Annotated in this window: 19 protein-coding genes and 1 pseudogene; 10 read left to right on the top strand and 10 right to left on the bottom strand. The window is 63.3% G+C overall.

What is annotated here, in order from left to right; all coding sequences use genetic code 11:
* Positions 1–32: 32 nt before the first annotated feature.
* Positions 33–1,958: a SurA N-terminal domain-containing protein gene (locus PCO31010_RS27065; protein ID WP_150662947.1), complete on the top strand. Its 1,926-nt coding sequence runs from the start codon at positions 33–35 to the stop codon at positions 1,956–1,958.
* A gap of 69 nt (positions 1,959–2,027) precedes the next feature.
* Here PCO31010_RS27065 and PCO31010_RS03170 read toward each other — a convergent pair whose 3' ends face one another.
* Positions 2,028–2,687, bottom strand: coding sequence for an arylesterase (locus PCO31010_RS03170; protein ID WP_150662946.1), 660 nt, complete (start codon positions 2,685–2,687; stop codon positions 2,028–2,030).
* 52 nt (positions 2,688–2,739) lie between these two features.
* On the opposite strand from PCO31010_RS03170, the gene PCO31010_RS03165 reads away from it, so the two are divergent.
* Positions 2,740–3,432 (top strand): ABC transporter ATP-binding protein, encoded by a 693-nt coding sequence (locus PCO31010_RS03165; RefSeq protein ID WP_150662945.1) that lies wholly within the window; start codon positions 2,740–2,742, stop codon positions 3,430–3,432.
* A gap of 149 nt (positions 3,433–3,581) precedes the next feature.
* On the opposite strand, the gene pgi is transcribed toward PCO31010_RS03165, so the two are convergent.
* From pgi to PCO31010_RS03150, 3 genes are all read right to left on the bottom strand, one after another.
* Positions 3,582–5,240: a glucose-6-phosphate isomerase gene (gene pgi, locus PCO31010_RS03160; RefSeq protein WP_150662944.1), complete on the bottom strand. Its 1,659-nt coding sequence runs from the start codon at positions 5,238–5,240 to the stop codon at positions 3,582–3,584.
* A 90-nt stretch (positions 5,241–5,330) separates the two neighbouring features.
* Positions 5,331–6,917 carry an NAD(P)H-hydrate dehydratase gene (locus tag PCO31010_RS03155; protein ID WP_150662943.1) on the bottom strand — a complete coding sequence of 529 codons (1,587 nt, stop codon included), beginning with the start codon at positions 6,915–6,917 and terminating at the stop codon, positions 5,331–5,333.
* 253 nt (positions 6,918–7,170) lie between these two features.
* Positions 7,171–8,445 (bottom strand): D-amino acid dehydrogenase, encoded by a 1,275-nt coding sequence (locus PCO31010_RS03150; protein ID WP_150662942.1) that lies wholly within the window; start codon positions 8,443–8,445, stop codon positions 7,171–7,173.
* Positions 8,446–8,710: 265 nt separating this feature from the next.
* Between PCO31010_RS03150 and purL the strand changes: the two genes are divergently transcribed.
* On the top strand, positions 8,711–12,742 hold the full coding sequence (gene purL / locus PCO31010_RS03145; RefSeq protein WP_150662941.1) for a phosphoribosylformylglycinamidine synthase: 4,032 nt from the start codon (positions 8,711–8,713) through the stop codon (positions 12,740–12,742).
* Between the two features lie 152 nt (positions 12,743–12,894).
* On the opposite strand, the gene PCO31010_RS03140 is transcribed toward purL, so the two are convergent.
* From PCO31010_RS03140 to PCO31010_RS03115, 6 genes are all read right to left on the bottom strand, one after another.
* A complete protein-coding gene (locus PCO31010_RS03140) occupies positions 12,895–13,689 on the bottom strand; it encodes a peptidylprolyl isomerase (RefSeq protein WP_150662940.1) in 795 nt (264 codons plus the stop codon).
* Positions 13,690–13,751: 62 nt separating this feature from the next.
* Positions 13,752–14,015 carry a BolA family protein gene (locus tag PCO31010_RS03135; protein WP_039397988.1) on the bottom strand — a complete coding sequence of 88 codons (264 nt, stop codon included), beginning with the start codon at positions 14,013–14,015 and terminating at the stop codon, positions 13,752–13,754.
* Between the two features lie 25 nt (positions 14,016–14,040).
* Entirely contained in the window at positions 14,041–14,574 is a 534-nt protein-coding gene (locus tag PCO31010_RS03130) for a septation protein A (RefSeq protein WP_039397990.1), read from the bottom strand.
* Between the two features lie 109 nt (positions 14,575–14,683).
* Positions 14,684–15,187, bottom strand: coding sequence for a NirD/YgiW/YdeI family stress tolerance protein (locus tag PCO31010_RS03125; RefSeq protein WP_150662939.1), 504 nt, complete (start codon positions 15,185–15,187; stop codon positions 14,684–14,686).
* A gap of 80 nt (positions 15,188–15,267) precedes the next feature.
* Complete coding sequence (gene msrB, locus PCO31010_RS03120; protein WP_150662938.1) at positions 15,268–15,690, bottom strand: peptide-methionine (R)-S-oxide reductase MsrB; 423 nt, start codon at positions 15,688–15,690, stop codon at positions 15,268–15,270.
* 164 nt (positions 15,691–15,854) lie between these two features.
* Positions 15,855–17,372 (bottom strand): protein adenylyltransferase SelO, encoded by a 1,518-nt coding sequence (locus PCO31010_RS03115; RefSeq protein ID WP_150662937.1) that lies wholly within the window; start codon positions 17,370–17,372, stop codon positions 15,855–15,857.
* A 273-nt stretch (positions 17,373–17,645) separates the two neighbouring features.
* On the opposite strand from PCO31010_RS03115, the gene PCO31010_RS03110 reads away from it, so the two are divergent.
* The 7 genes and pseudogenes from PCO31010_RS03110 (at position 17,646) to PCO31010_RS03085 (ending at position 25,452) form a co-directional block, all read left to right on the top strand.
* On the top strand, positions 17,646–19,274 hold the full coding sequence (locus tag PCO31010_RS03110) for a 3-(methylthio)propionyl-CoA ligase (protein WP_150662936.1): 1,629 nt from the start codon (positions 17,646–17,648) through the stop codon (positions 19,272–19,274).
* Between the two features lie 277 nt (positions 19,275–19,551).
* Positions 19,552–20,448, top strand: a complete 897-nt coding sequence (locus tag PCO31010_RS03105; protein ID WP_246184471.1) for a branched-chain amino acid ABC transporter permease — start codon at positions 19,552–19,554, stop codon at positions 20,446–20,448.
* The gene (locus tag PCO31010_RS03100; protein ID WP_150662934.1) at positions 20,448–21,731 is read left to right on the top strand and encodes a branched-chain amino acid ABC transporter permease; all 1,284 of its coding nucleotides are present in this window, start codon (positions 20,448–20,450) and stop codon (positions 21,729–21,731) included. The genes PCO31010_RS03105 and PCO31010_RS03100 overlap by 1 nt, the downstream gene beginning before the upstream one ends.
* Before the next feature lie 107 nt (positions 21,732–21,838).
* Positions 21,839–22,282: pseudogene (locus PCO31010_RS27165) on the top strand (ATP-binding cassette domain-containing protein); the annotation flags it as partial.
* Positions 22,271–22,555, top strand: coding sequence for an ABC transporter ATP-binding protein C-terminal domain-containing protein (locus tag PCO31010_RS27160; protein ID WP_411829173.1), 285 nt, complete (start codon positions 22,271–22,273; stop codon positions 22,553–22,555). The pseudogene PCO31010_RS27165 and the gene PCO31010_RS27160, both read left to right, overlap by 12 nt.
* On the top strand, positions 22,548–23,264 hold the full coding sequence (locus PCO31010_RS03090) for an ABC transporter ATP-binding protein (protein ID WP_150662933.1): 717 nt from the start codon (positions 22,548–22,550) through the stop codon (positions 23,262–23,264). Before PCO31010_RS27160 ends, PCO31010_RS03090 begins: the two co-directional genes overlap by 8 nt.
* A 91-nt stretch (positions 23,265–23,355) precedes the next feature.
* Complete coding sequence (locus tag PCO31010_RS03085; protein ID WP_150662932.1) at positions 23,356–25,452, top strand: 3-hydroxyacyl-CoA dehydrogenase NAD-binding domain-containing protein; 2,097 nt, start codon at positions 23,356–23,358, stop codon at positions 25,450–25,452.

The raw sequence follows: 25,452 nt of genomic DNA, 5'->3' as shown, positions 1-25,452 counted from the left end.
AAAACGCATCCAGACGACTCTTCCGATTTCGTATGTTCGACTTCATTCGCCGTCACCAACGCTTGGTCCTCATCTTCCTGACGGTGCTGATCGTCCCGTCGTTCGTGGTGTTTGGCGTTCATGGCTGGCAGGAATACGCCTCGGATGCCGGTACGATCGCCAAGGTCGGCGATCAGACTGTGACGCGCCAGGAGTACGACAGCGTGCTGCGCGCGCAAACGGAGCGCATGCAGCAGATGTTCGGCGGCGCCGTCGACGCGGGCCAGATCAACACGCCGGAAATGCGCAGTGCAGTGCTGGACAATCTGATCCAGCAAAAGCTGCTGCAACAGGAAACCCTCAAGAAGAATTTGTCGGTGCCCGACGCGCAAGTGCGTGAGGCGCTCCTCGCCATTCCCGCGATTGCGCAGCTGCGCCGTGCAGACGGTTCGATCGATCAGGCTGCTTACGAGCAACTGCTGTCCGCGCAGAACCTGACGCCGCAGCGTCTCGAAGCGCAGATTCGTTTCGAACTGGCGTCGAATCAATTGCCGTCGAGCGTGCAGGCGAGCGCGATGCTGCCGAAGACGGTGCTCGAACGTTTCGCACAATTGCGTTCGCAGCAGCGCGAAGTGTCGGCGCTGGACTTCCCGCTGACGGACTTCGCCGGCAAGATCGTGCCGACGCAGCAGCAGATTCAGGCGTATTACGACGCGCACAAGGCTGCATTCCAGACGCCGGAGTCGGCTGAGATCCAGTACGTGGTGCTCGATCCGAAGGCCATGCCGACATCGGCGCAAACTGCGCCGAGCGACGATGTGCTGCGCAAGATGTACAACGACAATCTGAAGCAATACACGACGCAGGAAGAGCGCCGTGCATCGCACATTCTGATTGCCTCGCCGGCAGATGCGTCGCCGGCCGACCACGCCAAGGCGAAGGCCAAGGCTGACGCGATCCTCGCGCAGATCAGGAAGAATCCGAACGACTTCGCCAAGTTGGCCAGCGAGAACTCGGAAGACCCGGGTTCGAAGGGCAACGGTGGTGACCTCGGCTTCTTCGCGCGCGACGCTATGGTCAAGCCGTTTGCCGATGCCGCATTCGCACTCAAGAGCGAAGGTGAAGTGAGCGATGTCGTGAAGAGCGACTTCGGTTATCACATCATCAAGCTCACGGGCATCAAGCCGGCGCAGACGAAGTCGTTCGACGAAGTGAAGTCGCAACTGGCCGATCAGTATCGTCAGCAGGAAGCCGCGAAGGGCTACGCCAAGCTTGCAGACCAGTTCACGAACGCTGTGTACGAACAGCCGGACAGCCTGCAACCGGTGGCCGACAAACTGAACCTGAAGGTGCAGACCGCCAAGGTAACGCGTACGCCGGATGCTGCACTGGCCCAGAGTCCGCTCGGCAACGAGAAGCTGCTGAAGGCAGTGTTCGGCGACGAATCGCTCAAAAACAAGCGCAACACCGAAGCGGTGGACGTGGGACAAGGCGTGCTGGTGTCGGCTCGCATCGTGGCGTATCACCCGGCTGCCACGCCGCCGCTCGATCAGATCGAAGCGCAAGTGAAGCAGAAGGCGATTGCGGATCTGGCCGAGCAGGAAGCCAAGAAGGCAGGCGAAGCGAAACTGGAAGCGCTCAAGAAGGGTGGCGATGCGACGTTCGGCGCCGCGCAAACCGTCTCGCGCGACAATCCGGGCAAGCTGGTGCCGACGGCACTGACCGCCATTTTCGGTGCGGACACCAGCAAGTTGCCCGCCTACGTGGGTGTGTCGCTGGGCGAAGGTCAGGGCTACGCCGTGTATCGCATCAGCAAGGTGTCGCAGCCGGCGACGCAAGATCCGCAGCGTCTGGCGGCCGAAGCGCAACAGCTCAATCAACTGGCTGCGCAGGCCGAGTGGAATGCCTGGGTGGGTGATCTGCGGGCGCGCTCGAAGGTCAAGGTCGTGAACGACGTGACCAAGGCGACGAGTAACTGATCGCGGGAGGATCGTGTAGCGTACGATCCCTCAGCCAAAGGAAGACGGCCAACTGAGTTGGCCGTTTTTTTATGCGCCGGACTTTGATGCGCGTGAGTCTGGGGCTTTCGCGGATGGTTTGGCGGGCGTTGCGGCGGCGGCGGGTTTGAGCAGCGGTTTCACCGTTGGCCAGACATTTTGCAGAATCTGCGGATGCGCCTTGGCGAGCGGATGAATCTGGTCTTGCTGGAACCAGTCCTGATGTTCGATGACGCCCGCCAGCAAGAACGGCACGTAGCCGGTTTTTTCCTGCTTGGCGATGGTCGAGAACATGGTGAAAAATTGCTCGCTATAGTCGGGACCGTAGTTCGGCGGGATGCGCATGCCGACCACGATCACACGGCTGCCGATCTTGCGCGACGCGGCGACCATCTCGCGCAAATTGGTGCGGGTGAGATCGAGCGGAATGCCGCGCAGTGCGTCGTTGCCCCCCAGTTCGATGATGGTCACGGCGGGGTGATAGCGTTCGAGCAACGGGGCGAGACGGGAGCGCCCGCCACTCGTCGTGTCGCCACTGATACTGGCATTCACGACGTTATAATCGTAGCCACTCTGCGTGATCGTCTGCTGCATCAGATTGACCCAGCCGGCACCGCGCGCGATGCCATATTCCGCCGAAAGGCTGTCGCCCACGACGAGAATTGTCGGCGCGCCAGAACTTGCCGCGTTCGCCGCGGTCCCTGTCAGCATGCACCAGCCAACGGCGGCTGATGCGGCCAATTTCAAGAACTCTCTTCTTGCCATGTCGTTTTCCGAAAACGTAATTGAAGTGCGGGGCCTGGGCAAACGGTTGCGTGATGCCACCGGCGAGCTAGTCATTTTGCAGGATATCGACTTCTCCGTCGCGAGAGGCCAGAGCGTGGCCATCGTGGGAGCGTCGGGGTCCGGAAAGTCCACGCTGCTCGGTCTGATGGCCGGGCTCGACACCGCGACCGACGGCAGCATCACGCTGCTGGGCAAGTCGCTCGGTGAGCTTGACGAAGAGGGCCGCGCCGCGTTGCGACGAGGGGCCGTTGGTTTCGTCTTCCAGTCCTTTCAACTGATGCCGCACCTGACAGCACTCGAAAACGTGATGTTGCCGCTCGAGCTGTTGGGTGAGACACGGGAGATTCGCAATCGTGCCGTCAAATTGCTGGAGCAAGTGGGCTTAGGGTCGCGCCTGACGCACTATCCGAAGCAACTCTCGGGCGGTGAGCAGCAGCGTGTGGCGCTCGCACGCGCGTTTGTGACGGCGCCTGCCGTGCTGTTCGCCGACGAGCCGACAGGCAGTCTCGACACGGCCACGGGCGAGCGGGTCATCGAACTGATGTTCTCGCTCAACGAAGCGAGTGGCGCGACGTTGGTGCTGGTGACGCACGATCTGGCGATTGCGCAGCGTTGTGACGCGACGGTGCAGCTTGCGGGCGGGCGCGTCGTGAATGGTGCAGCGATCTGACACGCGATTCCGGCGCGGGATTCTGAGGATCGCCCGCTTGACTGACGTCGCCTGAAACGAATAGAGAAGCCGCAATGGCTTCTCTTTTCGTTGGGATCTGACGAATCCACAAGCGTTTGCCGGAAAGTCTCCGGCCCCCTGTAGTCCTATTACCCCTTCTTCTTCAGCGCGTTCCCTGCAATGCGGATCAGCGATGCCGTGGAGGCGTCGTGAGCGTCCGACTTGAGCGAGTCCGGATCGAGCAGCTCCGGCTCGATCGCGCGGCACAGGGTCTTGCCCAGTTCCACACCCCACTGATCGAACGGATTGATATTCCAGATGGCAGCCTGCACGAACACCTTGTGTTCGTAGAGCGCGATCAACGCGCCAAGGCGTTCGGGCGTTAGCTTATCGATCACCAGCGTATTGCTCGGACGATTGCCTGCGAAGCAACGTTGCGCACCCAACGGGCCGCCGGCCTGCTCGGGCGTTGCCATCGAGCCGCCCTGAAGGAATGCCTCGCTTTGCGCGAAGCAGTTCGCCAGCAGCTTGCGATGGTGGTCGAGATAGGCCGGTTGATCGTATTGCGGTTCGAGCACGGCGATGAAATCGACCGGCACGAGCGTCGTGCCCTGATGCAGCATCTGGAAGTAGGCGTGCTGGCCGTTCGTACCCGGCTCGCCCCAGATGATCGGTGCCGTCTGCCAGGCGACGGGCGAACCGTCGATCTGTACCGACTTGCCGTTGCTCTCCATGTCGAGCTGCTGGAGATACGGCGGCAGCTTTTGCAGTGCGTCCGTGTACGGTGCGATGGAGAGCGTCTGTGCGTCGAAGAAATTGCGATACCAGATGCCGAGCAGGCCGAGCAGCACCGGCATGTTCGCTTCGAGCGGCGCGTGACGGAAATGTTCGTCCATCGCGTGCGCACCGGCGAGCAGTGCTTCGAAATGTTGCGCACCCAGATACAGCATGACGATCAGACCGACGGACGACCACAGCGAGTAACGTCCACCCACCCATTCGCCGAACTGGAACACGTTCTCGCGAAGAATCCCGAATCGCATCGCCTCGTCCACATTGGTCGAGACCGCGACGAAGTGCTTGTCGAGACCGCTCTCGGGAATGCCGTTCTGAATGAGCCACGCGCGAATGGTTCGCGCGTTCGTCATGGTTTCGAGCGTCGTGAACGTTTTCGAGCAAACCACGACGAGCGTGGCTTCAGGGTCGAGCGCCGGCAACGTACGCGCGAGCTCTGTCGGATCGATGTTGGCGATGAAGTTCGCCGAGAGGTCTTCACGGCCGTAGACGGCGAGGGCATCGCACACCATGCGCGGGCCGAGATCCGAGCCGCCGATGCCGACGTTGATCAGATGCTTGATGCGCTTGCCCGTCGCGCCGACCCAGCGGCCGTCACGAACGCGTTCGCTGAAGTCGCGCATGCGTGCGAGCGTCTCTCCGACGCCGCTGCTGACTTCGCCTGAGGTGTCGCGAAACGTTACGCCCTTGGGGGCACGCAACGCAATATGCAGTGCGGCGCGATTCTCCGTGACGTTGACGTGTTCCCCGGCCCACATGGCGTCGCGCTTGGCGGGCACGTGGCATTCACGCGCGAGATGGGTGAGGAGCGTGCGCGTTTTGTCCGTGATGCGGTTCTTCGAGTAATCGAGATACAGCCCGGCCGCGTGCAGCGAAAAATTGTCGACACGGGTGTTGGCACCTGCACCGGCGAACCAGTCGCGCATGTGTTGTGCAGCGATTTCGTCGCGGTGTTCGAGCAGGGCGCGCCAGGCGGGAAGTTGGTCCAGACGAACGGATGTCTTGTACGGCATGTGCGATATGGCCATTTCGATAAAGCGAAGTATAACGGGAGTCACCGCGAAATCACGCTGAAATGCGGCTAAGGGCAGCGAAGGACGGTGCTATGCGTGGATGACGCTTGCCATGGCCAGTTCGGTGCGGATCGCCGGCAAGAGTTCCGACGCCGTCAGACCCGCCGGCCCCACACCTTCTCGCACGCATCGATCGGCGGCGCGTCCGTGAATCCACACGCCCGCCAACGCGGCTTGCGTCGCGGGCATACCTTGCGCCAGCAGCGCGCCGATGACGCCGGTCAGCACGTCGCCGGTGCCGGCCGTCGCCAGCCCGGCATTGCCGGTCGTATTGATCCACGTTGTTGCGCCATCGTCTACGACGGTGCCCGATCCCTTGAGCACGACCGTCGCGCCAAAATGCTGCGCCAATGCGCGGGCGCAAGCGAGTCGATCTGACTGGATGCGGGCGACGTCGCAGCCTGCGAGCCGGGCGGCCTCCAACGGATGCGGCGTGAGTACCGTCGGTCCGGCGCGGCGACGCACCCGCTCCGCGAGCGCCGGTTCGGCGGCCAGCAGGTTGAGCGCGTCGGCGTCGATCACCAGCGGCGTATCGTCCAGTGCCAATGCGCGGGAAAGGCAAGCGGCGGAGGCAGCCGATGTCCCCAGTCCGGGGCCGATGGACACCGCCTGCATGGTCGCGAGATCGAGATTCTCGGCGTGTCGCAGCATCAACTCGGGGTGCACCGGATCCCACGCGGGGGCGTCGTGCGCGACGAACCCGACAAACACGCGACCGGCACCGGTCATCAGGCCCGTGCGCGCAGAGAGCATCGGTGCACCCACCATGCCATCAAACCCGCCGAGGACCGCCAGCGAACCGTAGCTGCCCTTGTGCGACGCATGGTGACGATGTGGCAAATGCGCGCGAAACGCGTCGGGCGCGATAGTGGCGATGGGCGTTCGCGCCGGTACTTCCGCGAATGCATCGTGGGCGCCCAGGGTGGCAACGAGCACGTCACCTGCGACGTCGCGCCCGATGCCGGTGAAGAGTCCCGGGCAGGCACCGATCATCGCTATCGTCGCATCGGCCCGGATGACCGGCCCGTCAGCCATGCCAGTGGCGGCAAGCAATCCGCTGGGAATGTCGATGGCGAGTACCGGCGTGCCTTCTGTGTGTGCGTAGGCAATGTTATCGACCAGTGTGGCGGCTGCGCCGTCGAGGGGCCGGGACAGGCCGATGCCGAACAGGCCGTCGACGATCCACGCGTAGGCCAAAGGCTGCGGCCAGGTGGTCGGCGCAGGCCGCACCGGCACACCGGCAGCGAGGGCTTCGCCGAGCGCCCAGCGGGCATCGTCTGCCGAGGGTGGCGAGAGTTGCCACACGTCGACCAGCACGCCTCGACGGTGTAATTCGCGAGCGGCAACGTAAGCGTCTCCGCCGTTGTTCCCTGGGCCAGCGAGCAGCAGTACGGGTTGACGTCCAGCGCTTGCGAGAGCGGGGAGGCGACCGTAAAGCCAATGTGCAATGGCCGCACCGGCGCGCGCCATCAGGGTGTGGGGTGCCAGCTTCGCGGCGGCAGCGCGCTCCACGTCGCGCAGTGTGGCGGGGAGATGCAGGTCGAGCGACGCGGTGGCGGCAGCGGTCGTTGATACGGTGTCTGGGAGGGAATGCGTTGCGCGCGGGGAATCGGACATGGCAGGCGAAGCTCCCGGAATCTAGGGCAATGGACGTGGCGTCGCAGCGCACGACGCGCCCCGTTCGATCCCTGTCGGGGGGACAAGAGGCGTCGGGGATGTCGCCGCGCTTGGCGTGCCTATCTGGGAATTATGCCGTCAACGCGCCGCTTCGACTGTCAGTGTGAATCCCGACACCGTGTCGGCAATCGCCGACGCAGCGTACCGAGCGGGAAAGGGGGGGAATCCCCCGTCGTTTCCGCCCGGTCAGCGCTCAGCGATCGTATCGAGCGAGCGTCAGCCCGTTCAGATCGATATCGGGCGTTTGTCCGGAGATGACGTCAGCGAGGACGCGTCCCGAGCCGCAGGCCATCGCCCAGCCGGTCGAGCCGTGGCCGACGTTGAGGAAAATGCCGGGCAGATGCGTTGCGCCGAGCAGCGGCGGGCCATCCGGCAGCATCGGACGCGCACCGACCCACGCCCGCGCCTCGCGGTATTTGCCTGCGCCGGGGAACCAGTCGGTCGCCACTTTGTAAAGTGTAGCGATGGCGCGCTCGCGCAGCACAAGCTGCGTATCGCCCAGCTCGGCCGTGCCCGCAATGCGCAAGCGGTTGCCCTGCGGGGTGATGGCGGTCTTGTACGACTCGTCCATGACGGCGATTCGCGGGCTGAACAGTTCGGTCTTGACCGGCACCGTGATCGAGTAGCCCTTGATCGGCCACAGCGGCAGGTCGATACCGAGCGGGCGCAGCAGCGTGGTGCTCGCCACACCTGCGGCGATCACGACGGCATCCGCTTCGAGCGTCGATGTTTGCCCCATCTGGGCAGTACTGGCCGTCTCCACACTGACACCGGCACGACCAACGTTCGGTCGCACGGAGAGGACCGTCGTCTCTGTGGCGAGCGTGACGCCCATGTCGCGTGCGATCTGGGCAAGGCGCTTGGTAAAGAGCGGGCAGTTGCCGGTCTCGTCGCGCGGCAGATGCAGGCCGCCGGCAAGCGGCGCATCGGTGGAAATCGCCGGTTCGAGCTTGCGGCACTCCTCGGCGCTCAGCAGCCGGTGCGGCACTTCATTCTCGGCGAGCATGGCGCGCGCCGGCTCGTTCATCTTGATTTCGCGTTCGGTACGGAACAATTGCAGATAGCCCTGCGTATGTTCGTATTCGAAAATGTGAGATTCACGCAGTTCGTGCAGGCAGCGCTGGCTGTAGAACGCGAGGCGCTGCATGCGTTCGCGATTGGCGCGATAGCGGTCGATCTTGCACTCGCGCAGCCAGCGGGCGGCCCAGCGCCACGTGCCGGCCGACAGGCCGGGGCGGAAGATGAGCGGGCTGGCGGCGCTGAACATGTAGCCCAGCAGCTTGCGCGGCATGCCGGGTGCCGCCCAGGGCGTGACGTAGCCCGGGGCGATAACGCCTGCGTTGCCGAAGCTGCTCTCTTGCGCAACCGTGCTATTGCGCTCGACGAGCGTGACCGTGTGCCCCGCGGCGGCCAGATAGTAGGCAGTACACGTGCCAATGACCCCGCCGCCGATAACGATGACCTTCATTCCCAACCGTCTGGTGTGTGGCGAACGCCCGTTCGTTCGCTTGTTAGTGTCGTTTTTTGACGTGCCGAATGGCCGGTGAGCTGCATGAACCGGGTTTTGCGGCCCGAGTGGATACGGGGCGCATAGGTTACCAGAGAGACGCCCTCACAGGGCGGGACGCAACGCAGATTGCCTGTCGCGCACTCGGGTATAACCCGGGGTAAGCAGGGTATAATCCCGGTTTGTCGTTCCCCCGCGTTCTGAACGCCTCGCCTTCCGTCCTTCCATGACTCACATTGCCTGCTTCGCCGGCGCCTTGGCGCTCTCCGAATTCCGCCAGCAACGTCTTCTGCAGACCCTGCAAGCCATCGACAGTTCGATCGTGCGCATCGATGCACGCTACGTCCACCTGGTCGCCAGCGCCGAGCCGCTGTCGGGTGACGATGTCGCCCGCGTCGCCGGTCTGCTCACTTACGGTGAACCGGTGCGCGAAGAACCGGTGGGCGACCAACTGCTGGTGATTCCGCGTCTGGGTACGATTTCGCCGTGGGCAAGTAAGGCGACGGATATCGCCCGCAACTGCGGCATCGATCACGTGCGCCGCATCGAGCGTGCAGTCGAATACACGATCGGCGTGAAGTCGGGCCTGCTGGGCGGCAAGAAGTCGCTCGCCGCCGACGTGCTCGCCAGAGTGGCCGCCGTCCTGCACGACCGCATGACCGAAACCGTCGTCGCGACGCGCAAGGATGCCGAAGTGCTCTTCGTCGAACTGCCGGCCAAGCCGCTGCAGACGGTCGACGTGATCGGCGTGGGCCGCAGCGCGCTCGAAGCCGCGAACCGCGATCTGGGTCTGGCGCTGGCCGAAGACGAAATCGACTATCTGGTCGACGCGTTCACCACCCTGAAACGCAATCCGACCGACGTCGAACTGATGATGTTCGCGCAGGCCAACAGCGAGCACTGCCGTCACAAGATTTTCAATGCCGACTGGACCATCGACGGCGAGCGTCAGGACCTGACGCTGTTCAAGATGATCAAGAACACGCACCAACTGCACCCGCAGGGCACGGTGGTGGCGTATTCGGACAACGCTTCGGTGATGGAAGGCGCCGAAGTCGAGCGCTGGTATCCGCGCGGTGCCGACGGCAAGTACGGCCGCAGCGTCGAACTGACGCACACGCTGATGAAGGTCGAGACGCACAACCACCCGACGGCAATTTCGCCGTTCCCGGGTGCGTCGACGGGCGCGGGCGGCGAGATTCGCGACGAAGGCGCGACGGGCCGTGGATCCACGCCGAAGTCCGGTTTGACGGGCTTCACCGTGTCGAATCTGGCGCTGCCGGATGCGCGTGAATCGTGGGAAAACGACCGCGACGTGGCCGTGCCCCCGTCGCTGCGCAAGCCTGATGACACCGGTGCCGACTACGGTCGTCCGGACCGCATCGCGTCGCCGCTGCAAATCATGATCGACGGCCCGCTCGGCGGCGCTGCGTTCAACAACGAATTCGGCCGTCCGAATCTGGGCGGCTACTTCCGTACCTACGAGCAGAATGTGGGCGGTCGTGTGCGTGGCTATCACAAGCCCATCATGATCGCGGGCGGCATGGGCAATATCGCCGCGCAACACACGCACAAGCACGACCTGCCGGCCGGCACGCTGCTGATCCAGATCGGCGGCCCGGGCATGCGCATCGGCATGGGCGGTGGCGCGGCCAGCTCGATGGCGACGGGCACCAACACGGCTGAACTCGACTTCGACTCGGTGCAGCGTGGCAACCCGGAAATCGAGCGCCGTGCGCAGGAAGTCATCAACTGGTGCTGGCGTCAGGGCGAAGCCAACCCGATCCTGTCGATTCACGACGTGGGCGCAGGCGGCATCTCGAATGCATTCCCCGAACTGGTCGACGGTGCAGGCAAGGGCGCACGTTTCGATCTGCGTCAGGTGCAGTTGGAAGAGTCGGGCATGTCGCCCGCCGAAATCTGGAGTAACGAAGCGCAGGAGCGCTACGTGCTCGCCATCGCACCGGATAGCTTCCCGGCATTCCAGGAAATCTGCCAGCGCGAGCGCTGCCCGGTGGCGGTCGTGGGTGTCGCTACGGATGAGCGTCAACTGAAGCTGGTCGACCCGATGCATCCGGAATCGCCGGACCCGGTCGATATGCCGATGGACGTGCTGCTCGGCAAGCCGCCGCGCATGCACCGCGACGTCACGCGTGTGAAGCACGAACTCCCGCCGGTGGATGTCACTGGTCTGTCGCTGGACGAAGTGGCGCGTGCCGTGCTGCGTCACCCGACGGTGGCGAGCAAGTCGTTCCTCATCACCATCGGCGACCGTACTGTGGGCGGCCTGACGGCCCGCGACCAGATGGTCGGCCCGTGGCAGGTGCCGGTGGCCGACTGCGCCATCTCGCTGATGGACTTCGCGGGTTATCGCGGCGAAGCAATGACGATGGGCGAGCGCACGCCGCTGGCGGTGATCGATGCACCGGCATCGGGCCGCATGGCAGTCGGTGAAGCCATCACCAACATTGCCGCCGCACCGATTACGTCGCTGGATCAGATCAAGCTGTCGGCCAACTGGATGGCCGCGTGCGGCACCGAAGGTGAAGACGCTGCGCTGTTCGACACGGTGAAGGCCGTCGGCATGGAACTGTGCCCGGCGCTGGGGCTGTCGATCCCGGTCGGCAAGGATTCGCTGTCGATGCGCACCAAGTGGGATGACGCCGGTCGCAACAAGGATGTTGTCGCGCCTGTCTCGTTGATCGTGTCGGCGTTTGCACCGATCGAAGACGTTCGCGGCCATCTCACACCGCAACTGCGCTCGGTCGCTGACGCGGGCGAGACGGTCCTGATCGCCATCGATCTGGGCCACAACAAGAATCGTCTGGGCGGCAGTATCCTCGCGCAGGTGACGCAGCAGATCGGCGACGTGACGCCCGATCTGGACGACCCCGCAGATCTCAAGCGTTTCTTCGACGCCATCCAGAAACTCAACAGCGACGGCAAGCTGCTCGCGTACCACGATCGTTCGGACGGCGGTCTGTTCGCCACGGTCGCCGAAATGGCGTTCGCCGGTCACGTTGGCGTGTCGCTCAACGTCGACATGCTCACGCTCGACGAAGGCTTCGAGTCGGATTACGGCGACGCCAAGGATTGGGCGAAGCAGACCGTCGGCCGTCGTGAAGACAAGACGCTGCGCGCGCTCTTCTCGGAAGAACTCGGCGGCGTGATTCAGGTGCGCGCTTCGGAGCGCGACGCCGTCTTGCAGACGCTGCGCGAAGCCGGTCTGTCGTCGTGCACGAACGTGATCGGTAAGCCGAACACGAACGACGTCATCGAAATTTATCGCGATGCCAAGAAGGTCTTTGGTGCCTCGCGTGCCGAGCTGCAACGCGTATGGACGGAAGTGAGCTGGCGGATTGCGCGTCTGCGCGACAATCCGGCCGCAGCGGACGCCGAGTACGAAGCGCTGAACGACACGAGCGACCCGGGCCTCTCGCCGAAGGTGACGTTCGATCCGAGCGAAGACGTCGCGGCACCGTTCATCGCATCGGGCGCACGTCCGAAGGTGGCTGTGCTGCGTGAGCAGGGCGTGAACTCGCACCTGGAAATGGCCTACGTGTTGGACAAGGCCGGTTTCGAGGCTTACGACGTGCACATGAGCGATCTGCTTGCGGGCCGTCACTCGCTCGAAGCATTCAAGGGCTTTATCGCGTGCGGTGGCTTCTCGTACGGAGATACGCTGGGTGCGGGTGAAGGCTGGGCGAAGACGATCCTGTTCAACCCGTCGCTGGCCGAGCAATTCGCGGGCTTCTTCAATCGCGCCGACACGTTCGCGCTGGGTGTGTGCAACGGTTGCCAGATGATGAGCAACTTGTCGAACCTGATTCCGGGAGCGGCGGCATGGCCGAAGTTCACGTACAACCAATCGAAGTACGAAGCGCGTCTGACGCAGGTGGAAGTGCTCGATTCGCCGTCGCTGTTCTTCAAGGACATGGCGGGCTCGCAATTGCCGATCGTGATCGCACACGGTGAAGGCTTCGCCAACTTCGGTCAGCAGGGCAACATCGACCAGGCGATTGCGGCGATGCGTTTCGTCGACCATCGCGGTCAGCCGACCGAACAGTATCCGTACAACCCGAACGGTTCGCCGCGCGGTCTGACGGCAGTGACGACTGGCGACGGTCGCTTCACGGTGATGATGCCGCACCCGGAGCGTGTGTTCCGCACCGTGCAAATGAGCTGGGCACCGGAGCAGTGGGGCGAAGACAGCCCGTGGATGCGCATGTTCCGCAACGCGCGCCGCTGGGTGGCTTGACGAGTTGCGCGGTGAGCGCGTGCCTCGCTTGATGCGGTAAGTCTGAAAGACCGTCTTTCCTGATAAGGGGAAGACGGTTTTTTTACGTCCGGTGCCCATAAACTAAAATCCCGCCGAGTGGCGGGATTTTCGTATCGATTTGCAGCGCGGCCTTACTGAATCTTGGCCTTCTTTTCCAGGCCTTCGATGAAGCCTTGCAGCTTCTCTTCCTGCATCTGCTGTACGAGCTGCGGCTTGACGTCTGCCAGCGGCGGAATCTGTGCGTCGCGCACGTCGTCCAGTTCGAGCACGTGGTAGCCGAACTGCGTCTTCACCGGCGTTTGCGAGTATTGACCCTTCTGCAACTTTTGCAGCGCGTCGGCGAACTCAGGCACGTAAGCGTTGGCCGGCGACCAGTCGAGGTCGCCACCATTTTGTGCCGAACCCGGATCCTTCGAGTACTGCTTGGCGAGGTCGGCGAACTTCGCGCCACCCTTGAGCTTCGCAATGATGTCCTTGGCCGTATCTTCGCTCGGCACCAGAATGTGACGTGCGTGATATTCCTTGTCGCCAAACTGCTTCTTCAACTGGTCGTAACGCGCTTGCAGGTCAGCGTCCGTGATCGGCGACGTCTTCTGGAAGTCGGTGATGAGTGCGCGGATCAGCACGCCTTGCTCGGCCAGCTTGAGCTGCTGCTTGACGCTCGGGTCGGTCGCCAGACCCTTGCTGATGGCTGCCTGCGCGAGCACTTCGCGCTTGACCAGTTCTTCGCGCACTTGCTGTTGCAGTTGCGGCGAGTTCGGCTGACCCTGACGGACCATGTCGCGCAACATGGCGTCGGCGCGCGCCACAGGCACCGGCGTGCCGTTCACGACGGCGACGTTCTGGGCGAGGGCGGGGAGGGAGACGGCGGTCAGCGACACGGCTGCGCCGAGCGCCAGTGCCGTGCGGGCGAGTTTCAATGCCATGCTGTTTTTCCTAACGAATGACGAAGGCAAGATTAATCGACGGGGGACGCGTCGCAGGCTAGTTACGCTTCGCCCGGGGCGAGCGCAACGATGGCGAGGGCGTGAATGCCGTTCTGCATCAAATCGGCTAGCGCATCATACACCAGGCGGTGCCGCGCAACGCGGTTACGTCCGGTAAACGCGGCGGAGACGATACGCACGTTGTAATGCCCGCCCGAGGCGGCGCCAGCGTGTCCGGCGTGCCGTGCGCTATCGTTCTCAAGCGCAAACTCGAGCGGGGAGAGCGCAGCGGTGAGCCGCGCTTCGATCTGCTGTTCCATGGTCATGGCGGAGGCTTCCTGACAGACGACGTTACTCGTCCTGTTTGATGTACTTCGCGAGCCACAGGCTCTGCACGACGATGAACACGACCATGAGGCCCATGCCGCCGAAGAGCTTGAAGTTGACCCACGTGTCGGTGGAGAAGTGATAGGCGATGACCAGATTGAGCACGCCCATCGCGAGGAAGAAGAGCGCCCAGCTGAAATTCACGGCGCGCCACAGATGCTCGGGCAGCGCCATTTGCTTTTCCATCATCGCGCGAATCAGATTCTTGTCGAACATCAGTTCCGCAACGAACAGCGTGACGCCGAAGAGCCAGTAAAGCGCAGTGGGTTTCCACTTGATGAAGGTCTCGTCGTGCAGCAGCATGGTCGCGCCGCCGAACACCACGATAATCGCAAGACTCACCCATTGCATGGGTTCCACCTTACGGTGGCGCAACCACATCCAGATAACCTGAGCGATCGTCGTGACGATCGCGATGCCGGTCGCAACGTAAATGCCAGCGAATTTGAAGGCGACGAAAAACAGGATGACCGGTAACAGGTCGAAGAGAAATTTCATGAAGTCTCGGCTTGGGGGCTTCGGAGGTTTGCGCCCCCGACGCAAAGGCCGGGGCGCAAACCCGCATTATATTTCAAAGGCCCGTGCCGGGAACGGAGAAGCGTGTCGGTTACTTGACGATTTCGATGCGCTTCACATCGATATCGTTCGGCTTCATGCGGTGGGTGTCCACCTCGCCGAAGATGCGCACCAGCGTTTGCGGGGTAATCTGCTGCCCCGTCGGAAGGTATTTATCGTCGAGTTCGATCTCAATCGAGCCGGAAGCGTCCTGGAACGTGTAGTGCTCGTGCTTGATCCGGTTGACGATGTGCCCCTCGATGACGGCCTCCATATCCTTCGGAGCCTTGAGCGCCTGCTCGACCGTCACGGCGCGCGGCATAGCCGACGGTACGGCAACGCTGCCTCCGGCCGTCGTGCCGGCTTGCGGTACATTGATTTGCGCGTGCGCCGGGGCGCTAAGCATGACGCCGCCGGCAATCAGCGAGGCGGCGACGGCGAGGCTAAGGCGGCGTTCGGATTTCTTGGACATGACATGGGCTCCCAGTAAAAAGTCAGGTGGACGCAAGACTAAGGCCAGAAGTTGCCAATTGCGCGAGAAAGGCGCGAAATTCACGCCGATTCACCGTGATTCAGCGGCGCGTGGCCGCCTTTTGAAAGCGGACGCCGTAGCGTCCGCTATGCAGAAGATTACCCTCAATCGTCTTTCTGCTTGTCGGACTCTCCAGCTTTGTCCTCAAAGTTCAGCGATGCCGAGTTGATGCAATAGCGCAGGCCGGTCGGCTGCGGTCCGTCTTCAAAAACGTGCCCGAGGTGAGCGTCGCAATTGTGGCAGCGCACTTCCACACGCACCATGCCATGACTGTAATCGGCGATTTCGTCGATTCCGGCGCCCTCGATCGGTTTGGAATAGCTCGGCCAGCCGCATCCGGCATCGAACTTCTCGGTCGACTCGAACAGCGGCGCGCCGCAGCACACACACCGGTAAGTGCCGTCCTTCCAGTGATCCCAGTAACGGCCGGTAAAGGCACGCTCGGTCGCCGCGTGACGGGTGATCTGGTACTCGACGTCGTCGAGTTGGGCACGCCATTCGGCGTCGGTCTTTTCCACTTTGCTCATAGAAATCTCCTGTGGGGCGCCAGCACGGCGTGGGTCACCGTGCGTCGCTTACGTTCAGTCGGGTTCAAAGGGATTCAGCGTGTCAGGAAGCCAATATGGGGACAAAACCTGTCTTTGCAACGCGTGGTCACACCACGTGCGCGGCGCGCCGAACCCCAAAAAAATCAAGACGAGCAGCTCACTTCCAACTGACCGGCCCAGTCGGGCGGCAATTCAGCGTAGCGCTCGAATTCGGGTTGTTCGTCATACGGATGCGAAAGCACCTTGAGCAACGTATCGACCTCGGAGAAGTCCTTCTCATTGGCGCGACGAATGGCCACTTCCGCCAGATGGTTGCGCAAGATGTATTTCGGGTTGACGAGCCGCATTGCCACGGCGCGTTTCGCGTCCGTGCTGGCCTCATGGCGCAGACGCGCGCGGTAATCGACAGCCCACGCGTCGAATCCGGGACGGTCGATGAACATGTCGCGCAGCGGGGCGTCCGCGTCGGGGTTGTCCAGCTGCAACGTCGCCAGTGTGCGGAACAGATGCGTGAAATCGACGCGCCCTTCGTGCATTAGCTTGAATAGCCGATTGATGAGCGCCTCGTCGTCGGCGTGCGATTCGCGCAGGCCCAGCTTGGCACGCATGCGCAGGTCGATTTCTTCGGCAAAGCGCGTTTTGAAAACGGGCAGCACCGATTTTGCCTGTTCGACGGCCGCTTCACCTTCGCCGAACAGCGGCAGCAGCGACTGCGCCAGACAGAACAGGTTCCAGTACGCGACGTTCGGTTGCGCCTGATAGGCGTAACGTCCCTGGGTATCGGAGTGATTGCAGATGTGATGCGCGTTGAAGCCATCGAGAAAACCGAACGGGCCGTAATCGATCGTCAGACCGAGAATCGACATGTTGTCGGTGTTCATCACGCCGTGGCAGAAGCCCACGGCCTGCCAGTGCGCCACGAGTTCGGACGTCGCGTCGCATACGGCGCTCAGCAGGGCGAGATAGGGGTTGGCTTCCTCGCGGCAGTGCGGATAGTGGTGATCGATCGTGAAGTCGGCAAGCTGACGCAAGGCTTCGTACTGATCGCCTGCCCAGAAGTGCTCGAAATGGCCGAAGCGGATGAAGCTCGGCGACAGACGCGTGACGACTGCCGCGGTCTCAATCGTCTCGCGGCGCACCGGTGCGTCCGAACCGATGACGCACAGGGCACGTGTGGTCGGCACGCCGAGGTGAAACATGGCTTCCGAGCCGAGAAATTCGCGGATGGACGAGCGCAGCACGGCGCGTCCGTCGCCCATGCGCGAATACGGTGTGAGACCGGCGCCTTTGAGCTGAATCTCCCAACGCCCGCCGGGGCCGTCCGATTCACCGAGCAACAGCGCACGGCCGTCGCCCAACTGACCGGCCCACACGCCGAACTGATGCCCGGAGTAGACGCTGGCGAGTGGATCGCCACCGACCAGTGGGGTATTGCCCCCGAACGTGGCAAGGAATTCCGGATCGCGCGCGGCGTCCGGCGACCAGCCGAGCAGACGCGCGGCATCGGCGGAAAAACCGACAAGGTAGGGCGCGGGGAGCGGCTGGGGCGGCAGACGGGTAAAGAACTCGGTGCCGAGCGTCGCGAAACGGTTCGCCAACGATAGCGGTCCGAACGGTTTGAGCGAGGCGGAAACAGTGGCGGAGCGGTCGGTAGCCGGCATTGGGGACGTTCCTGATGGTGAACAAACATTCTACTTGAGGTGTCCGTTGCTTGCTGCCGGCTTGCGTACACTGGCGGGGCGTTGCCCGTGTTGCGCCGCACAAGCGATGAGCGTTGACCGGGCGAGCGTGCACGTCAAGAATGATTTCCGAACACGGCTTTCTCATCGACGCTCTTGCCGCTTTTCAATCGCTCGCTGTTCAGTCTTTCCATTGTTGTTCCCCGACGTATCCCCGTAATTCCGGTTTTTCCGACTTTTCTGGAGATTCGACGTATGGCAACACCGCTCCTCGGCCAGATGATGGCCGCGCCGCTCCTGATTTCCTCGCTGCTCACGCATGCCGCCCGCCACCACGGCGACACCGAGATCGTGTCGCGCCGTGTCGAGGGCGATATTCATCGCTATACCTGGCGCGACGCCGAGCAGCGCGCCCGTCAACTGGCTCAGGCCCTGCGCCGTCTGGGCGTGAGCGACGGCGAGCGCGTGGGCACGCTGGCATGGAACGGTTACCGGCATCTTGAGCTTTACTACGCCGTCTCCGGCATGGGCAGCGTGGTGCACACCGTCAATCCCCGACTGTTCCCGGAGCAGATCGCCTATATCGTGGGGCATGCCGAAGACCGCTACGTCGCGTTCGACATCAACTTCCTGCCGCTGGTCGAAGCGATTGCGCCGCTGTGCCCGGGCGTGCAGGGTTGGATCGCGATGACCGATGCGGCCCATATGCCTGCGTCGAATTTGAAGTTGCTTTGTTATGAAGACCTGATCGCCGCGGAGGACGGTGACTTCGCGTGGCCGTCGATGGACGAGAACACGGCGTCCGGGCTTTGCTACACGTCGGGCACCACGGGCAATCCGAAAGGCGTGCTGTACAGCCATCGCTCGACGGTGCTGCATGCGTTCGGCGCGTCGCTGCCCGATGCGATGTGCATGTCGGCGCGCGACGCCGTCCTGCCTGTGGTCCCGATGTTCCATGTGAACGCGTGGGGGCTGCCGTACTCCAGTGCGCTCACCGGCGCAAAGCTGGTGTTCCCCGGCAAGGATCTTGACGGCAAATCGCTCTACGAACTCTTCGAAGCCGAGGGGGTGACGTTCTCGGCAGGCGTGCCTACCGTCTGGCTTGGGTTGCTGACGTACGTGAAATCGATCGGGGCCCGTTTTTCCACGCTGGAACGAACGGTCATCGGCGGTTCGGCTTGCCCGCCCGCCATGCTGCAATCGTTCGAAAAGGATTACGGCGTTCGCGTCATTCATGCGTGGGGCATGAGCGAAATGTCGCCGCTCGGCACGTTGTGCCACCTTCGTAAGCATCATCGCGAACTGCCTGAGTCGGAGCAGCAGCACATTCTGGAGAAGCAGGGGACGGCCATTTACGGTGTCGATCTGAAGATCGTGGGGCCCGACGGTGAGGCGTTGCCGTGGGACGGCAAAGCGTTTGGCGATCTGCACGCGCGCGGGCCCTGGGTGCTCGACCGATATTTCCGCGCCGACGCGTCGCCGCTGATCGACGGCTGGTTCCCGACCGGCGACGTGGCCACCATCGACCCGGAAGGCTATGTGCAGATCACGGATCGCAGCAAGGACGTCATCAAATCCGGCGGCGAGTGGATCAGTTCCATCGACGTCGAGAACGTCGCTATGGCGCATCCGGAGATTCATGAAGCCGCATGCATTGCGATTCGTCATCCCAAATGGGAGGAGCGGCCGTTGCTGGTGGTCGTGCGCAAGCCCGGCTCGACGCTCAGCCGTGAGGACGTGCTGGCGTTCTATCAGGGGCGTGTCGTGAAATGGTGGATTCCGGACGACGTCGTCTTCGTCGACGAGATTCCGCATACGGCGACGGGCAAGATGCTCAAGCTCAAGTTGCGGGAGAAATTCCGCGATTACGAGGCGACGACGTGACGTTTCCGGGGTGAGGGCGGCGTGCACCGCAGACCGAATCGGAATCTTCCGACTCAGCGGTGCTCGTCGTCCGAAATCCAGCATTGACGCCGTTTTTCGGGCGATCCGGGGCCATTCCGGCGGCACGTCCCCTCTATAATGTCACCCTGAATTTCCCCCGATGCGGCGCTTGCGCCGCGTCTTTCATTGGCTTTCCGAAGGAGACGCAGTGCATCTGCTGAGTGCCACCGCCGGCCTCGTACTGGTGAACGGTGTGAGCTACGGCTTGCTGCTGTTCATGCTGTCCAGCGGACTCACGCTGATTTTCAGCATGCTCGGCGTGCTGAACTTCGCGCATGCCAGTTTCTACATGCTCGGCGCGTACTTTGCTTATGCGTTATCGGGCGTGGTCGGTTTCTGGGCGGCGCTGATCGTTGCACCGCTGGCGGTCGGCGTTGCGGGCGCGGTGTTCGAGCGCGTCGTCCTGAGACGTCTGCGCGCGCGCGGTGCTCTGGCGGAATTGCTCGCCACGTTCGGGCTGGCCTATATCGTGGTTGAGCTGGTGCAGCTGGCATGGGGCCGAGGGCCGGTCGACTATGGTGTGCCAACAGCCTTCGAAGGCGTGCTCGTTCACGTGGGCGGGGTTGCGGTGCCGGCCTACCGTCTGTTCCTGATGGGCCTTGCCTGTGCGATTGCGCTGCTCGTCTGGGTAGCATTTCGTGCGACACGCGCCGGGCTGATCCTGCAGGCGGCGCTGTCGCAGCCAGCCATGACGCAGGCGCTGGGATACGACGTGCCTTCTCTGTATACCGGGGTGTTCGCGTGCGGTGCGGCGCTGGCCGCGCTTGCCGGTGCGGCAGGCGGCAACGTGTTGGTGACGGAGCCGGGCATGGCTGCGACGGTGGGCAGCGTGGTGTTCGTCGTCGTGGTCGTCGGTGGCCTCGGTTCGCTGGGCGGCGCTTTCGTCGCGTCGGTGCTGATCGGGTTGCTGCAAACCTGGGCAGTGACGAGCGACGCGACACTCGATCAATGGTGGTCGAGCGGCGGAGCCGGTGACACCGTCTCACCCCTGTCGTTCCTGTCGCCCTTGTTGCATCTGAGCGTTGCGCAACTGGCACCGGCCGTCCCCTATCTGCTCATGGTCGCGGTGCTGTTGTGGCGGCCGCGCGGGCTATTCGGCGTGAGGGAGGGGTGATGGACGAGGTGATCGTGAACGCGCCACATGCGTCGCCCGCGAGTCCTGCGTCGTGGCGCTGCCGGGTCGCCGTGTGGGGTGCCTTTGCCGCCATCCTGTGTGTGGCCCCGTGGTGTTTTCCGTCCGACGCGGCGCTGACCCTGATGACGCAAATGGGGACGGCCGCGATTCTTGCGCTCTCCTTCAATCTGCTGCTTGGCTCAACGGGCCTGCTTAGTTTTTGTCATGCGACTTACGCGGGCATCGGGGCGTATGCCGGAGTATGGTGCATGAATCGCATCGGCATTCAGGGGTTGCCGGTGTCGATGGCGCTCGTGCCGTTCGCGGGGGCGCTGGCCGGGGGCGTCGCGGGCGCCACGCTTGGGTATGTCACGACGCGTCGGGCCGGGATGACATTCGCCATGATCACGCTCGGTGTGGCTGAGCTTGTCTGGGTGATGGCAGCGATGCTGCCCGAGTGGTTCGGTGGCGAGCGTGGCATTCCCACCGACCGCACGCTTGGCGCTGCATGGTTCGGCGTGACATTCGCGACGCAGCGCGAAGTCTATGGGCTGGTCGCTTTCTGGTTGTTCATCTCTGCGGGCATGATGTTTGGCGTGACACGCACGCCGCTGGGATTTCTGGCGCGCGCCGTGCGCGACAATCCGGTGCGGGTCGCATTCCTCGGCCAGTCGCCTGCCGCTGTGAGATACCGGATGCAGATCCTCGCGGCAGCGTTCGCAGGCGTGGCCGGTGCATTGGGTGCGATGAATTTCGAACTGGTGAGCGCCGACACATTCAGTCTGGAACGCTCCGGCATTGTGCTCGTCTTTACGGTGCTGGGCGGGGTGTCGTATTTCATCGGGCCGATGCTCGGGGCTGTCGTTGGGGTGTTTGCGACCGTCGTGCTCGCCACGATGACGCGTGCGTGGCAGCTCTATCTCGGTCTGGGATTTCTAGTCGTCGTGGTGTTCGTGCCGGGTGGCATGGCGGGCCTGCTGGCGGCGCATTGGCAGGCATGGCGTGACGGTAGACTCCGCAAGCTTTGGAAGCCTTACGCAGCCGTGTGTGTGGGCGTCGTGCTGACACTGTTTGCCGGTGTCGCGATCATCGAAATGATCTATGACGCACGCCTTGCCGTCGACGGCGTGTCGACCGGCGGCCTGCGCCATCGTTTGGGCGTGGGCGCGTGGATGCTCGCTGTCGTTGCGGGTCTTGCGGGTGGGGTCATCCTGACGTTTGCAGGGCGTCGTTTGCGCCGCAAGATCGGCGACGGCGCGGTGACGGCGGAGGTCCTGCGATGAGCCCATTCGTCATGCTTGCGGATTCGGCGGCGACCCCGGCACAGGCGCTGAGCGTTCGGGGGATCGGTAAAGCGTTCGGACGCACACAGGTGCTGGGGGGTGTCGATCTCACGCTCTCGCCCGGCGAGCGGCTTGCCATCATCGGCCCCAATGGCGCAGGGAAAAGCACGCTGTTCGATGTCATCACGGGAAGAACGCGTCCCGATAGTGGGCGAGTGCTGTTGCATGATCGCGATGTGACGGGCCGCCCGCCCCATGTCATCAGCAGACTCGGGTTGTCGCGCAGCTTTCAGACGTCGCAACTGTTCGGCCAGATGAGTGTGATCGACCATTTGCGGTGCGCAGGTCTTTGGCCGAGCGGCCATCGTTACACATTTTGGCGGCGCATGCGGGGTCTGGACGATGTGACCCGGCGCAGCGAAGCATGGCTCGAACGTCTTGGGCTGGAGGCCCGGCGCGATGTGCCTGCGGGGGCGTTGAGCTACGCAGAGCAGCGTGTGCTGGAGGTCGGTTTGTGCGCGGCATCGGCGGGCGACGTGATGCTGCTCGACGAGCCGACCGCCGGTATGAGCCAGTCGGAGTCGGTGCGCATGGTGTCACTGATCGCCGAACTGAGCCGGGGGCGCTCGCTGCTCATGATCGAACACGACATGCAGGTCGTGTTCTCGCTTGCCGACCGAATCGCGGTGCTGGCGCGCGGTGTCGTGATCGCGTGTGACACGCCAGACCGGATTCGTACCCATCCCGACGTGCGGATGGCGTATCTGGGCGAATTCGCAGATAGATTCGACGTCGATGCAACGAGCGAGGGCCGCGATGCTTGAGTTGATCGACGTCAGAGCTGGTTATCGCGGCAGTCGGGTGCTGCACGGTGTGACGATGCGGGTCGCGCCGGGCGAGATCGTGGCGGTGCTTGGGCGCAATGGGGCGGGGCGCTCCACGCTGGCTCGCGCCATCATGGGGCAGGTGGCCCGCGAGGGAGAGATCCGCTGGCACGGGCAATCGCTGACCGCACTGCCGTCACATCGTATCGCCAGACTGGGCATCGGTTACGTGCCGGAAACGCGCGACGTCTTCGGGCCGCTGACGGTGCTCCAGAATCTTCAGCTTGGCCAGCGTGTCGTGAAGCAGCGGACTGGCTCGGGCGACTCCGGCCGGGAAATGACGGTTGCGCAGGCCTTTGAGCGCTTTGAAGAGCTGGCACCGCGTCGTGATGCACCGGCCGCTTCGCTATCGGGCGGTGAGCAGCAATTGCTTTCTCTGTGTCGAGCCATGATGGCCGGGCCGGATTTATTGATCGTCGACGAACCGACCGAGGGGCTCGCGCCGCGTGTGGTGGCTCGCATTGGACGGATTCTCACGGATCTGCGAGCGACGGGCGTCGCTATTTTGTTGATCGAACAGAAGCTCTCGCTCGCGCTGAGTTGTGCGCAGCGCGTTGCCGTCATGGGGCGCGGAGCGCTCGTTTTCGAGGGCACCCCGGAGGCGCTTGCGGCCGCGCACGAGATCCGTCGCGAATGGCTTGAGGTGTAGCGCTGCGCTAGAATCGGATGATCGTCTTGCCGCAGCTTGCGGGATCGCGGCACCCCCAAACGACGCCAACACTATAAGGAAAGAGACAAGGATGAGCACGGCTTATGAGGTTCGTGACGGCGTGGCCGTCATCACGCTGGAGAATCCCCCGGTCAATGGTCTGGGGCATGCGACGCGTGCTGGCATTGCGCAAGGACTGACACAGGCCCAGGCGGATGCACAGGTGCGCGCGATTGTGCTGATCGGCAGCGGCAAGGCGTTCTCCGGTGGTGCCGATATCCGCGAGTTCAATACGCCTAAAGCCACGCAGAGTCCGCTGCTCGTCGACGTGATCAATGCGCTTGATGCGTGCACCAAGCCGGTCGTCGCGGCGGTGCATGCGGTCGCCATGGGCGGTGGTCTTGAACTGGCGCTCGCCTGCCACTATCGCGTGGCGTTGCCGGGCGCGCAAATTGCTTTGCCGGAAGTGAAGCTGGGCTTGCTCCCAGGGGCAGGCGGCACGCAACGCCTGCCGCGTGCTATCGGCGTCGCGCGTGCGCTCGACATGGTGGTGACGGGGCGCGTCGTGAAGTCCGAAACGCTTGTCGGTACGCTTTTTTCTGATGTTTTCGAGGGTAATCACGACGATTTGCTGGCGGGCGCCATCGCGTTCGCCAGTGACGTCGCCGACGCCGGAAACGCGCTGCCGCGACTGCGCGACGTCGCAATCGAAGACGCCGACGGCTCGGCTCAATCGGCCATCGACGCCGCACGAGACAAGGTGCAGCGCGAGCAACCGCATTTTCCGGCACCGCATAAGTGTGTGGCGGCAGTCGAAGCGGCGTTGCAGCGTCCGTTCGACGAGGGCGTCAAATTCGAGCGCGAGTGTTTCGTCGCACTCGTGAGTTCGCCGGAATCGAAGGCGTTGCGCCACGCGTTTCTCGGTGAGCGTGCTGCCGCCAAGATTGCGGACGTGCCCGACGATACGCCGGTGCGCAGCATTGAGCGCGTGGCCGTCATCGGTGCGGGAACGATGGGCGGCGGCATTGCGATGACGTTTGCCAATGCGGGTATTCCCGTCACGCTGGTGGATACGACTGAAGCCTCGCTGGCACGCGGCGTCGAGGCCATGCGCAGCAACTACGCTCGGGCCGTCACGCGCGGCAAGCTGTCGGCCGATGAGGCGGAGAAGCGGCTGGCACGCATTCACGGCAGCACCGATTTCGTATCGGTGGCCGACGCCGATCTGATCGTCGAAGCTGTTTTCGAAGACATGGCGATCAAGCAGGTCGTTTTCCGCGAGTTGGACAAAATCGCGAAGCCCGGCGCAATTCTGGCATCGAATACCTCCACGCTGAATCTCGACGCGCTGGCGGAAACCACTTCGCGCGCGGCGGACGTCATCGGCATGCATTTCTTCAGCCCGGCTAACGTCATGCGTCTGCTCGAAGTCGTGCGCGGCGCGAATACGAGCAAGGATGTGCTTGCAACGGTGATGAAGCTCGCGAAGCGTATCGGCAAGCTGGCCGTGGTGGCGCGCGTGTGCGACGGCTTCATCGGCAACCGCATGCTCGAACCGTATTTCAAACAATCGCAGTGGATGGTCGAGCAAGGCGCGACGCCTGCGCAGGTGGATGCAGCCATCGAGCGTTTCGGTTTCGCGATGGGGCCGTTCCGGACGAGCGATCTGGCGGGCAACGACGTCAGTTGGGCGATTCGTAAGCGCCGTCATGCCGAGCAGCCGGGCATCGTATATCCGAAGATTGCCGACGTACTTTGCGAAGCGGGGCGCTATGGTCAGAAGACGCACGCCGGCTGGTACGACTATGCCGAGGGCGACCGTACGCCGCGCGAGTCGGCCAAAGTTGCACAAATGCTCGAGGACTATCGCAAGACGAACGGCATTACGTCGCGCGTCTTTTCGGACGAAGAGATCGTCGACCGCCTCGTGTACGCACTGGTCAACGAAGGCGCCAGAGTGCTGGCCGACGGAACGGCGGCGCGCGCGTCGGACATCGACATGGTGTATCTGAATGGCTACGGCTTCCCGCTGTGGCGCGGCGGCCCGATGCTCTACGCCGATACGATCGGACTCGATAAGGTGCTTGCGCGTGTGAAGTCTTTCGAAAGTGGCGAGCACGGCGAAGACTGGATACCCGCCGCGCGACTGGCCGAATTGGCCGAAGCCGGGAAGCGTTTTAACGGCTAA

The organism is Pandoraea commovens, from assembly GCF_902459615.1.
GTDB lineage: Bacteria > Pseudomonadota > Gammaproteobacteria > Burkholderiales > Burkholderiaceae > Pandoraea > Pandoraea commovens.
This window is presented reverse-complemented; position numbering and strand designations above follow the sequence as displayed.

What these genes read in the sequence shown, in the direction of transcription:
- PCO31010_RS27065 (WP_150662947.1), top strand. Translation starts at nt 33, where the DNA reads ATGTTCGACTTCATTCGCCGTCACCAACGCTTGGTCCTCATCTTCCTG.
- PCO31010_RS03170 (WP_150662946.1), bottom strand. Translation starts at nt 2,687, where the DNA reads ATGCTGACAGGGACCGCGGCGAACGCGGCAAGTTCTGGCGCGCCGACA.
- PCO31010_RS03165 (WP_150662945.1), top strand. Translation starts at nt 2,740, where the DNA reads ATGTCGTTTTCCGAAAACGTAATTGAAGTGCGGGGCCTGGGCAAACGG.
- pgi (WP_150662944.1), bottom strand. Translation starts at nt 5,240, where the DNA reads ATGCCGTACAAGACATCCGTTCGTCTGGACCAACTTCCCGCCTGGCGC.
- PCO31010_RS03155 (WP_150662943.1), bottom strand. Translation starts at nt 6,917, where the DNA reads ATGTCCGATTCCCCGCGCGCAACGCATTCCCTCCCAGACACCGTATCA.
- PCO31010_RS03150 (WP_150662942.1), bottom strand. Translation starts at nt 8,445, where the DNA reads ATGAAGGTCATCGTTATCGGCGGCGGGGTCATTGGCACGTGTACTGCC.
- purL (WP_150662941.1), top strand. Translation starts at nt 8,711, where the DNA reads ATGACTCACATTGCCTGCTTCGCCGGCGCCTTGGCGCTCTCCGAATTC.
- PCO31010_RS03140 (WP_150662940.1), bottom strand. Translation starts at nt 13,689, where the DNA reads ATGGCATTGAAACTCGCCCGCACGGCACTGGCGCTCGGCGCAGCCGTG.
- PCO31010_RS03135 (WP_039397988.1), bottom strand. Translation starts at nt 14,015, where the DNA reads ATGACCATGGAACAGCAGATCGAAGCGCGGCTCACCGCTGCGCTCTCC.
- PCO31010_RS03130 (WP_039397990.1), bottom strand. Translation starts at nt 14,574, where the DNA reads ATGAAATTTCTCTTCGACCTGTTACCGGTCATCCTGTTTTTCGTCGCC.
- msrB (WP_150662938.1), bottom strand. Translation starts at nt 15,690, where the DNA reads ATGAGCAAAGTGGAAAAGACCGACGCCGAATGGCGTGCCCAACTCGAC.
- PCO31010_RS03115 (WP_150662937.1), bottom strand. Translation starts at nt 17,372, where the DNA reads ATGCCGGCTACCGACCGCTCCGCCACTGTTTCCGCCTCGCTCAAACCG.
- PCO31010_RS03110 (WP_150662936.1), top strand. Translation starts at nt 17,646, where the DNA reads ATGGCAACACCGCTCCTCGGCCAGATGATGGCCGCGCCGCTCCTGATT.
- PCO31010_RS03105 (WP_246184471.1), top strand. Translation starts at nt 19,552, where the DNA reads ATGCTGTCCAGCGGACTCACGCTGATTTTCAGCATGCTCGGCGTGCTG.
- PCO31010_RS03100 (WP_150662934.1), top strand. Translation starts at nt 20,448, where the DNA reads ATGGACGAGGTGATCGTGAACGCGCCACATGCGTCGCCCGCGAGTCCT.
- PCO31010_RS27160 (WP_411829173.1), top strand. Translation starts at nt 22,271, where the DNA reads ATGCTGCTCGACGAGCCGACCGCCGGTATGAGCCAGTCGGAGTCGGTG.
- PCO31010_RS03090 (WP_150662933.1), top strand. Translation starts at nt 22,548, where the DNA reads ATGCTTGAGTTGATCGACGTCAGAGCTGGTTATCGCGGCAGTCGGGTG.
- PCO31010_RS03085 (WP_150662932.1), top strand. Translation starts at nt 23,356, where the DNA reads ATGAGCACGGCTTATGAGGTTCGTGACGGCGTGGCCGTCATCACGCTG.